Origin of the sequence: Dyella marensis, from assembly GCF_900112865.1 — a bacterium.
Lineage (GTDB): Bacteria > Pseudomonadota > Gammaproteobacteria > Xanthomonadales > Rhodanobacteraceae > Dyella_D > Dyella_D marensis_A.
Window position 1 is genome coordinate 80896 of record NZ_FONH01000007.1, and the last position, 15466, is coordinate 96361.

Here is a 15466-nt window from a genome sequence, read left to right on the forward strand (position 1 = left end):
CTCAGAACCGGTAGCTCACGTTCAACTGCCAGTTGGTGGGCGCGCCGTAGTAACCCTGCGCCCAGTACAGGCTGGCGATGTACTTGCGGTTGGTGAGGTTGTCCACGTTCAGCGTGGCGCTCCAGGACGGATCGAAGTCGTAGCGCGCCATCATGCCCAGCAGCGCATAGCTGCCCTGGGTGGTGTAGATCTCGCGGCCCTGCGTGTCCAGCGCCAGCTGGTCGCGCACGATGCGATCCTGCCAGCGCAGCGAGCCGCCGACCTTCAGGCCGGGAATCCACGGCAGGCGATAGGTGGTGTTGATGCGCAGCACGCGGCGCGGCACATAAGTGCGCACGTTGCGGTCCTGGTCGTCCACGATGCCGAGCTGGGTGATGCCCGCGCTGGCTTCCCAGTCCGGCGTGAGGCTGCCGGCGAGGTCGAATTCGTAGCCGGTGGAGATGGCGTTGATGCCGCGGTAATAACTCTGCGCGGTGGCCGGGTTGATGCCCACCGACTCGGCGTAGTTGTTCTGGCGCGAGCGGAACACGGCGAAGGACGCGTTCAGGCGATTGTCCATCCACGCACCCTTGAGGCCAGCCTCGAGGTTGTCGCCGGTGACCGGGGCGAGCACGCGGTTGTCGATGTCCACTTCGGTCTGCGGATTGAACAGCTTGGCGTAGCTGGCATACACCGAGTAGTTGGCGTCCAGGTCGTACACCGCACCCACGAATGGCGTGGCCTTGGTTTTCTCATAGGCATGCGGCACGCCGTAGTTCTGGCCGGTGCTGCTGATGCGGGTCAGCGTTGCGCCGGTGATCAGCTTGAGCGAGTCGGCCAGGTTCCAGCGCGCGGTGGCGTAGGCACTGCGGCGGCGCACGTGGAACTGTGCGCTGTTGTAGTACGCGTCGAAGGCGGGCTTCGGATAGCGGCCATCCCAGGCCCACAGCGGCGGCAATGCCGTGCCGATATCGGCGGAGTAGCCGGACAGCTGGTCCACGTCGCTCTTGCCGGCGTTCACGCCCAGCACCAGCTCGTGCCCGCGGCCGCCCAGCGAAAACGGGCCGCTGGCATAGACGTCGGCGTAGTACTGCTTCTCGGTGCTGTCGTACTGCGAGGGATAGCTGTAGAGGCCCAGGCCGGTGGCGGCGTCCGGCGTGCCGTAGACGTAGAACAGTTCGCTCGCGCCGACCAGCCGGCGGTAGTTGAGCGCAGCCTTCACGCTCCAGCCGTTGGCGAAGTCGTGCGCGAGGCTCAGGTAGGACTGCGTATTGCTCATGTCCCAGCGCGACCAGTCCGCGGCGGTGCTGGTGGAGCGCCGGTAGTCGGTCGGCGTGCCGTCGCTGTTGTACAGCGGCAGCGCGCCCCACATCGGGCTTTCCGGCGAATTCTTCTGCCAGGTGATACCGGCCGAGAGCAGGGTATTGGGGCCCAGGTCGGCTTCCAGCATGCCGGCGGCGATCTTCTTGTGCATCGAGTAACGGTCGAGATAGCTGTCGGTCTGCTGGTCGGCCAGCACCACCCGGCCACGCACGCTCCTGGAGGCATTGAGCGCGCCGGAGAGGTCGCCATCCAGGCGACGGTTGTTCCAGCTCCCCGCCGTGGCGCCCACGCTGCCCTGCAGATCGGCGGTAGGACGCTTGCGCACGAAGTTGATGGTGGCCGAGGGATTGCCGGTGAACGACAGCAAGCCGTTGGCGCCGCGCAGCACTTCGATATGGTCGTAGATGGCGGTGTCGATATCGCCTTCCTGGCCGCCGTTGGCGAACGGCATGCCCAGCCCGTCGGTGAGGAAATTGGTGATGTCGAAACCGCGCGCGCCGTAGTAGGTGCGGTCGGTCTCGATCTTCTCGACGTTGATGCCGGTGGTGCGGCCGAGCACGTCGTTGATGTTGTTCATGCCGAAGTCGTCCATCTGCGCGCGGGTGATCACGCTGACCGACTGCGGCGTCTCGCGCAGCGACAGCGGCAGGCGCGTGGCGCCGCTGGCGGCGGGGACCGTGTAGGCCTTACTGGTGTCGCCGCCGACGTTGGCCGTCGTGCTGACGCCTTCCAGATTGGTGACGCGGCGCTGCTCCTTCGGCAACTTGTCGTTGGCATCGTCCGTCGCGGCGGCGGCCGGTTGCTCCGTGGCCAGCACCGGCGCGGCGAGCGCGAGCAGGCAGGCGAGGGCGATAGGGCCACGGCGCAGGGCAGGGGAGGAGAGGAAAACCACGGGGATGTTGCCGGCCACGGAAGCGTCCTTGAGCACGGTGGCTCCGCACGGGAGCACCGATGGATGGATAAGGAGCGGCTGGGTCGGCGGAGCGACGTGGCTTGCTGCGGATTGTCTATCCCGCAAATGATAATGATTCTTATATGGGCGCGGCAACCATCCGGCCACGCGCAGGTTGGGGGAGCGCCAGCGAACCCCAACATCGGCACCTTCGAGGTTCCGCAACGTTGGGGTTCGCTGGCGCTCACCCCAACCTACGCGCTACGCGCGGTTGCGCGGGGCGATGAGACGCTAAGGCACGACCGCCGTCGCCTCGATCTCCAGCATCAAATCCTCCCGCGCCAACCTCCGCACCTCTACCAGCGTGCTCGCCGGCGGGTGCTGCGGGTCGATGTACTTGTCGCGCGCCGCACGCAATGCCTTCAGCTGCGTCATGTCGGTGACGTACATGTCGAGCTTGACCACGTTGCGGAAACTCGCGCCGGAGGCGGCCAGCGCCGTCTTGAGATTGGCGAACACCTGCTCGGCCTGCGCGGCGAAATCGCCAGCGCCGACGAGCTTGCCGTTCGCATCGAGTGCGATCTGGCCGGACAGGTACAGCGTGCGCGCGCCGGCCGGCACTTCGACCACGTGGGTGTAGCCATTGGGCTTGGACAGGCCGGTCGGATCGAGAAAGCGCACGCCGGCCGGCGGGTCGGCGGCATGCACGAGTCCGGCGAAGAGGAACACGGCAAGGGCGAGACAGCAGGCGGGACGTCGGGACACGGCACACTCCTGATGCGGGTGGGGAACGCCGGATCATAACCAGGACGCCGCGCGCGCGGCCATGGTGCACGCCGCCGGTTACTGTGGCATGTCCGTACCCACGCTGGGACCCCGGCCAGAAGGCGCATTGCCGCGCCGCATACGCGCGTGCACCATACGCGACGCGAGTCGGCGCCTGGCCGTCATGGATGGCGGCAACCAGGTCCGCGGCTCGACAAGGGGGCGACGCTCTTCCACCCGGCGGAAGGCGCGGCGCAAGTCGAAAACATGGGGATGCATGGCACAGTCGTTGGGGAACGCCGATGGATTCGCTTCCATCGCGTGACGCGTAGCTTCGCCTGAAACGCAGGCCGGTTCCGCCCGCACGCCGGGCGGCAATGGCAGCTGCGCACCCGAACGATCGGCCTATGTCATCCGCCAGTGCTTGCCATGGTTGCGCAAGCGCGGCCGCTGCCTGTGCCGCGCGCACCCGATCGATGCATTCGAGCATCCATAAACAGGGGTACCGTCATGAACCGCATTTACCGGCTTGTCTGGAACCGTTCGCTGCGCGTGCCGCAGGTGGCCTCCGAATTGGCGCATTCGCGCAGCGGCGCCTCCGCGACAGGTGTGGCGCGCCTTGTGCCTGCGTTGCGCCCGCTGGCGCTGGCCGTCGGATTGGCGATGGTTTCTTCGCCGGCGTGGGGCGCGTGCAGTTCGAGCGACGTGCCTTCGTGCAGTGCGCCCGGCGGTGCGGGCATTGTGCAGCGCACCGGAAGCGGCGGCGCGGGTAACGGCAGCGGCGGCGGTGCGAGCGTGTTCAATGGCGGTACCGGCAACACGGATACGGTGGTCGGTGCACCGGCCGCGGCGAATGGCACCGGCGGTGCCGGCGCGGCGGGCGAAAGCGCCGGCGGTGCGGGCGGCAGTGTCGGCACGTCCGGTGGCGGCGTGCTCGATATCACCGCGACCAGTGCGGGCGGCGCAGGCTCTGGCGGGGCGAACGGCTTCAACTTCTCCAGCGGTGGCGGTGGCGGCGGCGCGGGCGTGAGCTTCTCCGGTATCCAGCTCAACGTGCAGCTCAATGCGATCGCCGTGGGCGGTGCGGGCGGCGCCGGCGGCAGCGGCACCAGCGGCGACCAGAGTAATGGAGCCGGCGGCGGTGGCGGCGGTGCGGGCGTGCTGGCGACGTCGGACGATGCCGACCTGCAGATCAATGGCCAGGTCGCCGGCGGCGCCGGTGGCGCGGGCGGCAATGGCGGCAACAACGGCGGCGGCGGCGCGGGCGGCGATGGCGTGCTGGTGCTGGGCCAGAACACCTCGACCACCAACAGCGGCGTCGTCATCGGCGGCGCCGGCGGGGTGGCGGGTACCGCCACCTTCGACAACTCCGCGCACGGCGGCAGCGGCGGCGCGGGCATCAACCTGGTCGGCCAGTTCGCCACGCTGCAGAACGACGGCAACATCACCGGCGGCACGGCCGCGGTCGGCGGGCAGGGCGGCACCGGCGTGGTGACCTGGGGCGGCAACACCATCGTCAACGGCATCGGCGGCAGCATCAGCGGCGGACTCAATGCCGACGGCAGCACCGCGCTGGCGATCCAGTTCAACGGCACCGGCAATGCGCTGACCATGTTCGCCGGCAGTGACATCACCGGCGGCATCGACCTGGCGGCCGGCGCGCAGGCGCGCGTGTTCGCGCAGGACCTGGACATCACGCTCGACAATGCGATCACGCTCGGCACCGGTTCCGTTCTCACCGGCGACATGGATGGCGCAGACGGCCTGCAGTTCTCCGGTCCCATTTCCGGCAACGGCGCCTTGAGCGTGACCGGCAGCGGCACGCTGACGCTCAGCGGCACCAATACCTATACCGGCGGCACGAGCATCGACAGCGGCGCCACCTTGCAGATCGGCGACGGCGGCACCACCGGTTCGATCGTCGGCAACGTGCACAACCAGGGCACGCTCGCCTTCGATCGCATCGACACCGTGTCGCTGGGCGGCGTCATCGACGGCAGCGGCGACCTGGAGCAGAACGGCAGCGGCACGCTGGTGCTGTCGGGCGTCAACACGTATACCGGATCCACCACGATCAACACCGGAACATTGGCCCTCAGCGGCGCCGGCAGCATCGCCGCTTCCAGCGGCGTGGCGGTGAACGGCACGTTCGATATCAGCGGCACCAACAGCGGCGCTTCGGTGCAGGCGATCAGCGGCGCGGGCAATATCCTGCTCGGCAGCAAGACGCTTACCTTGAGCAACGCCAGCGGCAGTTTCGATGGCCTGCTCAGCGGCAGCGGCGGCTTGTCGATCGCCGGCGGTTCGCAGACCCTGACCGCCGCGCAGGCCTATACCGGCGCCACCGGCATCAGCGCCGGCGCGACGCTCGCGCTCATCGGCGCCGGCAGCATCGCCTCGTCGCAGGTCGTGACGGCTGACGGCACTTTCGATGTTTCGGGCACCGCCTCCGGCAGCAGTATCCAGTCGCTGGCCGGTGCCGGCTCGGTCGTGCTGGGCACCAAGGATTTGACCTTGACCCAGGCCAATTCGCTGTTCGCCGGCGTTATTTCAGGCTCGGGCAATGTCACCTTTGCGGGCGGCTCGCAGACCCTGTCTGGCGTCAACACCTACACCGGGCAAACCCGAATCGACAGCGGCGCCACGCTTTCGCTGACCGGCTCCGGCAGCATCGCCGACTCCAGCGGCCTGGTGAACAACGGCACGTTCGACATCTCCGGCACCACTGGCAGCGCGGCCATCAGTGCATTGACCGGCAGCGGCTCGGTGCTGCTCGGTGCGAAGTACCTCAGCATCACCAACGCCACCGGCACGTTTGCAGGCGATATCGCGGGCAACGGCGGCCTCACCATCGACGGCGGCACGCAGACGCTGAGCGGCGCCAACGCCTACATCGGCCAGACCACCGTCTCCAACGGCGCCACGCTGGCGCTCACCGGTAGCGGCAGCATCGCCAGCTCCGCCGGCGTGCTGTTGAACGGCGGCACGCTGGACATCGCCGGCACCAGCAATGGCGCTTCGGTGCGCCTGCTGGCCGGCAACGGCAATGTCACCCTCGGTGCCGAAACGCTCACGCTGACCAACGGCAACGGCACGTATTTCGGTGTGCTGAGCGGCACTGGTGGATTGACGGTCACCGGCGGCGCACAGACCCTGGCCGGCGTACAGGCCTATACCGGCGCCACCAGCATCGGCAATGGCGGCACTCTCGCACTGGCTGGCCTGGGCAGCATCGCCGCCTCCAGCGGCGTGGCGAACGACGGCATGCTCGACATTTCCGCCACCAGCAATGGCGCCAGCATCCGTGCGCTGACCGGCAGCGGTACGGTCTACCTCGGTGCGCAGGACCTGACGCTGACCCAGGCCAGCGGCAGCTTCAGTGGTTCCATCGGTGGCACGGGTGGCGTAGAGATCGGCGCCGGTACGCAGACGCTCGGCGGCAGCAACACCTACACCGGCGCCACCCGCATCGACAGCGGCGCCACGCTCGCGCTCACCGGCAGCGGTAGCATCGCCCTGTCGAGCGCCTTGTCGAACAACGGCAGCTTCGATATCTCCGGCGCGGCCGGCAATGTCGGCATCCAGCAGCTGTCGGGCAGCGGCACGGTCCAGCTCGGGACACGCACGCTCGCTGTGCTCAATGCCGCCAGTTCGTTCGGCGGTGTGCTCGCCGGCACCGGCGGATTCACCGTCGGTGGCGGCACGCAATTCCTCAGCAACGTCAACACGTATACCGGGCTGACCACGGTCGACGCAGGCGGCTCGCTCGCCTTGTCCGGCAACGGCAGCGTGGCCGCGTCCAGCGGCGTCGTGGCCAACGGTTTGTTCGACATTGCCAGCGCCACCGGCGGCGCGTCCATCGCCAGTCTCAGCGGCAGCGGTGGCAACAGCCAGGTCAATCTCGGCGCGCGCACGCTCACGCTGACGCAAGCCGCAGGCGACTTCGGGGGCACGATGACCGGCTCCGGCAACCTGGTGGTCGCCCATGGCACGCAGACGCTCAGCGGCAACAACACCTATACCGGCACGACCACCATCCAGCAGGGCGCCACGCTTGCCTTGGCGGGAGCCGGCAGCATCGCGGCGTCGGGTGGCGTGGCGAACGCCGGCGTGTTCGATATTGCGGGTACGACGGCGGGCGCCAGCATCAAGACCTTGTCGGGCAACGGAGCGGTGAACCTCGGGGCACAGAGACTCACCATCACCAACGCCGCCGGCACCTATGACGGCGTGCTCTCGGGCGCAGGCGGCACCCTGTCGATCTCCGGCGGCTCGTTGACCCTCACGGGCGCGCAGGCCTACACCGGCGCCACCCTCGTCGGCGGCACGCTCGTGCTGCAGGGCAACGGCAGCGTGGCCGCCTCCAGTCGCGTGCTGCTGGCCAACGGCTTCCTCGATGTCTCCGCCATCAACGCCGGCGCTTCGATTTCCAGCCTCGCCGGCGTCGGCGGCGTGACCATCGGCGGCCAGTCGTTGACTCTCACCCACGCCAATGATTCGTTCGGCGGCGCGATCATCGGTACGGGCGGACTCATATTGAACGGTGGCACGCAGGCGCTGACCGGTTCCAACACCTATACCGGTGTGACCACCATCAACGGCGGCACGCTCGCCATGGCCGGCGGCGGCACGCTGGCGCCGGGCGCGGCGATTGCCCTGAACGGCAGCGGCGCCACCTTCGATATCTCCGCGGCGGGCACGCAGACCATCGCTACGCTGGACGGCGTCGTCGGCAGTCGTGTGGCGCTCGGCGCCAACAGCTTGAACCTCGATGGCGGCACCTTTGCAGGCGGCTTCGCCGGCACCGGCATCTTGTACAAGCAGGGCGCCACCGTGTTCACCGTCAACGGCGACAGCAGCGCCTTCGCCGGCCAGACCATTGTCATGGCGGGCACGCTCGCGGTGGGCGATGCGAATTCGCCGGGCGCGGTGCTGGGCGGCAACGTCGCGGTGGACCCGCAAGCCAGGCTGCAGGGTCATGGCAGCATCGGCGGCAACATCATCAACGACGGCACGGTGGCGCCGGGCGGATCGATCGGCACGCTGACCGTCGCCGGCAACTATGCGCAGACGGCGACGGCCACGCTCTCCATCGAAGTCAGCCCCACCGATGCCTCGCTGCTCAAGGTAGGCGGCAATGCCAGCCTGGGCGGCACGCTGGCATTGATCTACGACCCGGGCACTTACAGCGCGCACCAGTACACCATTCTCACCGCGGGCGGCACGGTCAGCGGGACGTTCGGCAACGTCACCAACACATATGCCAATGGCGCCACGCTGGGCACGCTCACGCCGTCGGTCACGTACAGCGCGAACCAGGTCGGCCTGACCCTGGCAACGCCAAGCGGCCCCGGCACGCCGAGTGGACCGACGGTGATCGCGCCCACGCAGACCTCCAACTACGCGGCGCTGGGCACGGCGGCGCTGCTGCGTGCGCAGTCCGCCAATGCGTCGCTGATGGAGCGCACGCTGCTGGATGACAGATCCTCCAGGGGCGATGGCCTGTGGGTCACGGCCGCCGGCGCGGGCACCGATATCCAGAGCCGCAACGGCCAACCCGGTTTCCACATGGACCAGTACGGCCTGATGATGGGTGCGGATCGTCCGGTGGGCGACGCCACCGTGGGCGTGGCCGCGGGTTTCTCGCACAGCAACCTGCGCGAGAACGTCACCGGCGATACCGCGCAGACCGATACCGTGCGCCTGGCCCTGTACGGCATGCAGCCGCTCGGTGCGCTGCGCCTGTCCGGCACGGTCGGGTATGCCTTCGACGACCTCTCGCAGAAGCGCAACTTTGCAGGCATCGGTGTGGCCGAGGGCGATCATGTGGGCCACGAATTCACCGCCGCCCTGCAGGCGGCGATGCCGGTCGCGGTCGGTGGCGGCACGCTGACGCCGAGCATCGGCGCGCGCTATGCCTATTTCCACGGCAATGCGTTTGGCGAGGACGGCGCGCGCGGACAGAACCTGCGCGTCGGCGTCGACAGCGCGCGCAGTCTGCAGCCTTATGTGGGACTCGCCTTCGACCGGTCCTTCGACCACGACGGCAAGCCGCTCGACCTGCAGTTGCGCGCAGGCTACGCCACCGAAACCGCCGGCCGCCATCGCGGCGTGACGGTGGCCGCACAGGACGGCACCTTGTTCGCCGCACCCGGCACGGACCTGCCGCGCTCGTACGCCACGCTGGGCGCGAGCCTGGCCATGCACCCGACCAAGGCTTCGACGTTGGCGCTGCGCTATGACGCACTGCTCAACGTGGGACATGCGTCGGCGCAGGCGGCATCGGTGACGTTCAGTTATCGGTTCTGAGTGGATGGCGGCCTGGATGAGGCCGCACTGCAAACCACCCCAGCCGATTCGAGGAAGATCCGGCAGGGTATGGCTGATGAAATAATCAACATATTTGTTGACAATCAACTTATGTGTTGATATTCATACGCCATGATGAATATCCAACACCTCCTGCACCTCGTGGACGAGACCGGCCAGAACCCGGAGCTCGCCCAGGAGCGCCTCAACCAGGTCTTCTTCGCGCTCTCCGATCCGGTGCGCCGGGACATCCTGGAACGCCTGGACGGGCAGGTGCTGCTCGTGTCCGAGCTGGCGGCAGCATTCGACATCTCGCTGCAGGCGGTCTCGCGCCATATCCAGGTGCTGGTGCGCACCGGCCTGATCCAGCAGGAACGTACCGGACGGATCAGCCGCTGCAGCCTGGATGCCGGCCCCATGCTGGAAGCGGCGGTGTGGATAAACCGCTACAGCAAGTACTGGCAGCAGCAGTTCGACCTGCTCGCCGTCACCCTGGCCGACATCGACGAGCGGCGCGCCGCGTCGCCGTCGAAGCCTGCGCGCAAAGCAGCGAAGAAGCGCCGGCCAGGCAGGAAATAAGCCGCGCCGCGATGGCGCGCCGGTAGTGCAAGCCGCAACTCCCCCTTATCCCGAGGTAACGGTCATGGCTCAGCATCGCATCGTCAGTCACGAAGAATGGCTGCAGGCGCGCAAGCGCTTTCTCGCCAAAGGAGAAGGAATTCACCCACCTGCGCGACGAACTCAGCCGGCAGCGCCAGGAGCTGCCGTGGGAACGCGTGGAAAAGCACTACGCCTTCGATACCGACCAGGGCAGGGCCACGCTGGCCGAGCTGTTCGGTGAGAACAACCAGTTGATGGTCTATCACTTGATGTATGCGCCGGAGTGGGAGATCAGCTGCAAGAGCTGCGCGTTCTGGGCCGACAACTTCAACGGCATCGTGCCGCACCTGGCCCAGCACGGCGTCGCCTTCGCGGCGATCTCGCGCGCGCCGCTGGCCAAGCTGCAGAAGCAGGCGCGTGAGTTCGGCTGGGATTTCCCTTGGGTGTCGTCGTTGGACGATTTCAACTACGACTACCAGGTGTCGTTCTCGCCTGACGTGCTGGAGCGCGACGGAGCCTATTACAACTACGGCACCATCAAGGTCAGCGGCACCGACTATCCCGGCGTCAGTGCGTTCTTCAAGGACGACGACGGCAAGGTCTACCACACCTATTCCGCCTACTCGCGCGGCATCGATATGTTCAACGCCGCTTATCAGTATCTGGATGCCTCGCCGCTCGGCCGCAACGAGGAAAGCCTGTCGTACCCGATGGCCTGGGTAAAGCACCGCATCGCCTACGGCAGCTGAGCGAAGGGAGGCATCGCCATGAGATACACCGACGTCAACGGCAAGCTTGCCGACTACCGCCGCCAGATCGCGGCGATCCGCGAGCAGATGCGCGAGACGCTGGCCGGTGTCGAACCGCAGCCGGTACAGGATTACGAGTTCACCGACACCGAGGGCAAGCTGCACCTGTCCGATCTGTTCGGCGAGCACGAGGACCTGATCGTCGTGCACAACATGGGCGTGGCCTGTTCGTACTGCACGCTATGGGCGGATGGCTACAACGGCATCCACCAGCATGTGGTGACGCGCGCGGGCTTCGCCGTGTCCAGCCCGGATCGGCCATCGGTGCAGAAGCGCATGGCGGACATGCGCGGCTGGAAGTTCCCGATGGTCAGCCATCAAGGCAGCAGTTTCGCCAGGGACATGGGCTATGTCTCCGACAAGGGCGGCTGGATGCCGGGGCTGTCGGTATTCCGCCGCGACGGCGACACCATCCTGCGCGTGTCGGATACGGGTTTCAGTCCCGGCGACGACTTCTGCGTGCTGTGGCATTTCTTCGACATGCTGCCGGGTGGCGTTGGCGCGTGGCCCGGGGTGACGGCCGCGGTGCCGTCCTGTTGTTCGGGCGGCTGAGAGGAGGCTCACCATGTGTCCTCTATGCATCGGTACCGCCTGGTTGATCGCGGGCGGCGTGAGTTCGGCAGGTGGCGTGGCTACCGTGGCCTGGCGTTCGGTAGCGAAGCGTCGCCGGCGCGGCCTGAAACCGCGTAGGTTGGGGTGAGCGACAGCGAACCCCAACAGGCGTGGCAGGTTGCGCACCGTTGGGTTCGCTGACGCTCACCCCAACCTACGCCGGCTGCGCCGGCGCGCGATGGCGATCGCCAACACCATCGACGCCGCTGCCACGCCGAACGTCACGCGCACGCCGAACGCTACTGCCGTGGGATCGGCATTCGCCGCATTGCTCATTCCCACCGCCCACGCAAACAACCCCGCCATCGCCGACGCCCCTGTCACCAGGCCCAGGTTGCGCGACAGACTGAGCATGCCCGACACCACGCCGCGCCGGTCCGACGCCACGCCGGTCATCATCGCGGTGTTGTTGGAGGCCTGGAACAGCGCATAGCCCAGGGTGGTGACGACGATAGGGCCGACATAGCCGGCCACGCCGAACGACGATGGCGCGAGGGTCAGCGCCGACAACACCGAGGTGCCGATGGCGATGCCGGACAAGCCGAGCACTGTCGTTCGCCACGCGCCGAAACGATCCACCAGGCGGCCGGCCGGCACGCTGCTCAGCACAGTGACGCACGGACCCGAGGACAGCACCACGCCGACCCATGCCGGCGCGAGGCCAAGCGTGCGCGACAGGTAGAACGGGCCGACCACCAGCGTCGTCATCATCACCGCGGACACCAGCGCGCTCATCGCCAGGCCGGCGCTCAGATTGACATCGCGCAGCATGGCCAGGCGGATCAGTGGCGATGCCGCGCGCTTCTCCGCATGAACGAACAGCCCGGCACCGATGACGGCGCCGAGCAGCAACGCGATGTTCAGCGCGCCGAACTCCCCGCGCCCGAGCGTCATGGCCAGCGCATACGCGGCGAGAGTCAGCGCCAGCAGCACGGTGCCGAGGGGATCGAATCCCCCATGCAAGGGCTTCGCATCCGGCCGCTCCTTCGGCATATGGCGCAGCACCAGCAGGAACGCCACGATCCCGAGCGGCACGTTGACCAGGAAGATCGCCGGCCAGCCGAACGTCGCCGCCAATATCCCGCCGGCCGCAGGCCCCAGTGCCGTGCCGATCGCCGACATCGTGCCGAGCAGGCCCATCGCGCGTCCGATCCGTGTTTGCGGTACCGCCTCGCTGACGCCGGCGATGGTGAGCGCCAGCATGATCGCCGCGCCCAGCCCTTGCTCTGCGCGCGCCACGATCAGGACCCAAAGGTTACCGCTCAGGCCGCACAGCGCCGACGCAAAGGTGAAGCAGGAGATGCCCACCAGCAGCAAGCGGCGGCGCCCCATCAGATCGCCCAGCCGGCCGGCGCCGACGATCAGGGTGGTGATGGCCAACAGATAGGCCAGCACCACCCATTGCACCTGCTGGAACGAGGCGCCGAACGCCTTGGCCAGGATCGGCAGGCTGGTGTTGGCGATGCTGGTATCCAGCGAGGGCAGCAGCATCGACAGTGCCAGGCCAGCGAGCGCCCAGCGGGTGGCCGGAAGATGCGCTTCGGCTTCTGTGGTGGATTCGCCGTTGGCAGCGACGAGTGGCTTGGACATGGAACCGGCGACTCCGCACGTCTTGGATGGCCGGAAAAGTAGTGCCTGCGATGGCATGGCGGAAGGCGCAGCATTTGCACTTTATCCGTGCGTTTGACGCCATGTATCGCCGGTGCCATGGTGGCGTGCATGTCCATGCCCGATCTCAACCTGCTGGTCACCCTCAACGTGCTGCTGGCCGAAGGCAGCGTCGCGCGTGCCGCACGGCGGCTGCGGCTCAGCCCTTCGGCGATGAGCCGCGCGCTCGCCCGCCTGCGCGAGGCCACCGGCGATCCGCTGCTGGTTCGCGCCGGCCGCGGCCTGGTGCCGACGCCGCGCGCGCTGGAGCTGCGCGATCAGGTCGCCGGGCTGGTGCACGGGGCGGAAGCAGTGCTGCGTCCCGCCGTGCGGCCGCGGCTCGAGCAACTAGTGCGCACGTTCACGCTGCGCACCAGCGAGGGCTTCGTCGAGAACTTCGGTCCCGCCCTCATCGCGCGCGTCGCCGCTGAGGCCCCGGGCATCCGCCTGCGCTTCATGCAGAAAGTGGACAAGGACAGCGCGCCGCTGCGCGACGGCATCATCGACCTGGAAACCGGCGTGGTCGACGAACATGCCGGCCCCGAGATGCGCGTGCAGGCGCTGTTCCGCGACCGCTATATCGGCGTGGTGCGCCGCGGGCATCCGCTCAGCCGGAGCAGGATTACCGCGGCCCGCTATGCCGGCAGCCGCCATATCAGCGTGTCGCGGCGCGGGCGCGAAAAGGGCGCCATCGACGAGGCTCTGGCTGCGCACCATTTGTCACGCCAGGTGGTCACCATCGTCGGCGGCTTCGCCACCGCGCTGTCGCTGGCGCGGCAATCCGACCTGATCGCCAGCGTGCCCGAGCGCCACACCGGCAACCTGCGCGACGGCATGCACAGCTTTACGCTGCCGGTGGCGACGCCGGCTTTCACCATCTCGATGCTGTGGCATCCGCGGTTGCAGGCCGATCCGGTGCATCAGTGGCTGCGGGAATGTGTTCGGGAGATTTGCGGGCGGAAGAATGGCAAGGCGGCGAAGCAGGGCGGGCGCACTGCGTAATGACGCGATGGTAGGGGGGCGATCGGCCGCGGGAATTCCTGGTTGAGTAAAGCCGCGTGCTGCTAGCGCATGGCTTGCCGTTTCCGCTCCGCGATTGAATGCGCCTACGCTGGATTGCTCGCGCGGTGGGGCGCAGCGTCCGTCGGCGCAAAAAAAAGCCCCGAAACAGGTTTCGGGGCTTTTCGTCTGGAATGAATTGGTGGAGCGGAGGAGGATCGAACTCCCGACCTCTGCATTGCGAACGCAGCGCTCTCCCAGCTGAGCTACCGCCCCACGCGAGCCGCGAATATTAGCAGCGGCGCCGGGGACCGCCAAGCCCCCTTGCCCGATCCCGCATCAGCCGGGCAGCAGGCCGGTGAGGCGGTCGTGCAGGTGTTCGCGGCGCCAGCCTTCGAGGAATTCCGGCCAGTCGCGGGTGACCACATAGGTTTCCAGCACCTTGCGCGGGCACAGCAGGCCGGGCGGCAGGTCCATTTCCTGGGCGGTGCGGTCGACCGCGTCCTTCATCGCCGCGAGCGCCTTCTTGGCCTCGCCCTGGGGCGTGCCGGGGATGGGCGCGGTGGCGGCGATGTCTGGTTCGGTGACCGGTTGCTGCAGCAGGGCGAACAGCTCGGCGCGCTGCGGGCTGCGCAGCGCGCGCTGGCCGCGGGTGCGCTCGTCGAGTTCGCCCGCGGTCTGCGGCGGCAGCTGGGCCAGGTTCATCGCCTGGGCGTCTTCCAGCAGCCAGGGGCGCGGGCGGTCCTGCTGGCGCGCGGTGACATCGCGCCACAGCAGGATGCGGCGCAGGCGCGCCTGCTGCGCGGGATGCCATTCGGCGGCGCCGCGGAAGTTTTCCTGCGGTTGCGGATCGCCTTCGCGCACGCAGGCGCGGCGCTTCAGGCGCTCGCAGTCCTCGGCATGCCAGGCGGTGCGGCCGCGCTGTTCCAGACGCGCGGCCAGCTGTTCGTGCACCGGTTCGAGATAGACCACGTCGAGGGTGGCGTAGGCGCGCTGCGAATCGGTGAGCGGGCGCTGCATCCAGTCGGAGCGGGTCTCGCCCTTGTCGAGTTCGGCGCCGACCAGTTCGGCGACCAGCGCGCGATAGCTGATGCCCAGGCCCATGCCGACGAAAGCCGCCGCGATCTGCGTATCGAACAACCGCGCCGGGCCACCGGGCAGCAAGGGGGCGAGTGCTTCCAGATCTTCGCTGCCGCTGTGCATGACGGTGAGCGACTGGCCGTTGCCGAGCAGCGGACGCAGCGCGTCGCCGATCTCGAAGGCGAGCGGATCGACCAGCGCGTAGCGCTTGTCCCAGCCCAGCTGCAGCAGCGCCAGCTGCGGATAGAAGGTATTGCGGCGCATGAACTCGGTGTCGAGATCGAGCGCGGCATCGGCGGGCAGTGCGGCGAGCCATTGCTCGAGCGCAGCGCGGCTGGTGATCCAGTCTGCCGCCGGAGTGACGGGAAGTTGCATCGATGCTTCCTTCGCAGCCTGACGGACATGCATCGCTCATTGTCCTGTCAGGGGTTTGTGCCTATGGTTAGCGGCG

At 67.9% G+C, this 15466-nt stretch carries 9 protein-coding genes and 1 tRNA gene; 5 read left to right on the top strand and 5 right to left on the bottom strand.

Annotation, left to right across the window (positions count from 1 at the left end):
* Position 1: 1 nt before the first annotated feature.
* Entirely contained in the window at positions 2-2230 is a 2229-nt protein-coding gene (locus tag BM172_RS12030) for a TonB-dependent siderophore receptor (RefSeq protein ID WP_231504092.1), read from the bottom strand.
* 255 nt (positions 2231-2485) lie between these two features.
* The gene (locus BM172_RS12035; RefSeq protein WP_197022820.1) at positions 2486-2959 is read right to left on the bottom strand and encodes a RidA family protein; all 474 of its coding nucleotides are present in this window, start codon (positions 2957-2959) and stop codon (positions 2486-2488) included.
* A 510-nt stretch (positions 2960-3469) separates the two neighbouring features.
* Here BM172_RS12035 and BM172_RS22685 point away from each other — a divergent pair.
* The 4 genes from BM172_RS22685 (at position 3470) to BM172_RS12055 (ending at position 11229) form a co-directional block, all read left to right on the top strand.
* Positions 3470-9268, top strand: a complete 5799-nt coding sequence (locus BM172_RS22685; protein ID WP_051548288.1) for an autotransporter-associated beta strand repeat-containing protein — start codon at positions 3470-3472, stop codon at positions 9266-9268.
* Between the two features lie 135 nt (positions 9269-9403).
* Positions 9404-9847 carry an ArsR/SmtB family transcription factor gene (locus BM172_RS12045; RefSeq protein WP_177218815.1) on the top strand — a complete coding sequence of 148 codons (444 nt, stop codon included), beginning with the start codon at positions 9404-9406 and terminating at the stop codon, positions 9845-9847.
* 182 nt (positions 9848-10029) lie between these two features.
* Positions 10030-10617, top strand: coding sequence for a DUF899 domain-containing protein (locus BM172_RS12050; RefSeq protein ID WP_428844765.1), 588 nt, complete (start codon positions 10030-10032; stop codon positions 10615-10617).
* 18 nt (positions 10618-10635) lie between these two features.
* Entirely contained in the window at positions 10636-11229 is a 594-nt protein-coding gene (locus BM172_RS12055) for a DUF899 family protein (RefSeq protein ID WP_051548287.1), read from the top strand.
* A 204-nt stretch (positions 11230-11433) separates the two neighbouring features.
* Here BM172_RS12055 and BM172_RS12060 read toward each other — a convergent pair whose 3' ends face one another.
* Complete coding sequence (locus BM172_RS12060; protein WP_026633269.1) at positions 11434-12879, bottom strand: MFS transporter; 1446 nt, start codon at positions 12877-12879, stop codon at positions 11434-11436.
* Between the two features lie 129 nt (positions 12880-13008).
* Here BM172_RS12060 and BM172_RS12065 point away from each other — a divergent pair, with 129 nt between their 5' ends.
* The gene (locus tag BM172_RS12065) at positions 13009-13938 is read left to right on the top strand and encodes a LysR family transcriptional regulator (protein ID WP_051548297.1); all 930 of its coding nucleotides are present in this window, start codon (positions 13009-13011) and stop codon (positions 13936-13938) included.
* Positions 13939-14135: 197 nt separating this feature from the next.
* Here the strand turns inward: BM172_RS12065 and BM172_RS12070 are convergent.
* Positions 14136-14211 (bottom strand) — tRNA-Ala (locus BM172_RS12070).
* A gap of 63 nt (positions 14212-14274) precedes the next feature.
* On the bottom strand, positions 14275-15390 hold the full coding sequence (gene rnd / locus BM172_RS12075; protein ID WP_026633268.1) for a ribonuclease D: 1116 nt from the start codon (positions 15388-15390) through the stop codon (positions 14275-14277).
* Positions 15391-15466: the final 76 nt, after the last annotated feature.

Excerpts from the sequence above, each read along its gene's own strand:
- BM172_RS12065 (WP_051548297.1), top strand. The coding sequence starts at position 13,009 with ATGTCCATGCCCGATCTCAACCTGCTGGTCACCCTCAACGTGCTGCTG.
- rnd (WP_026633268.1), bottom strand. The coding sequence starts at position 15,390 with ATGCAACTTCCCGTCACTCCGGCGGCAGACTGGATCACCAGCCGCGCT.
- BM172_RS12055 (WP_051548287.1), top strand. The coding sequence starts at position 10,636 with ATGAGATACACCGACGTCAACGGCAAGCTTGCCGACTACCGCCGCCAG.
- BM172_RS22685 (WP_051548288.1), top strand. The coding sequence starts at position 3,470 with ATGAACCGCATTTACCGGCTTGTCTGGAACCGTTCGCTGCGCGTGCCG.
- BM172_RS12045 (WP_177218815.1), top strand. The coding sequence starts at position 9,404 with ATGAATATCCAACACCTCCTGCACCTCGTGGACGAGACCGGCCAGAAC.
- BM172_RS12060 (WP_026633269.1), bottom strand. The coding sequence starts at position 12,879 with ATGTCCAAGCCACTCGTCGCTGCCAACGGCGAATCCACCACAGAAGCC.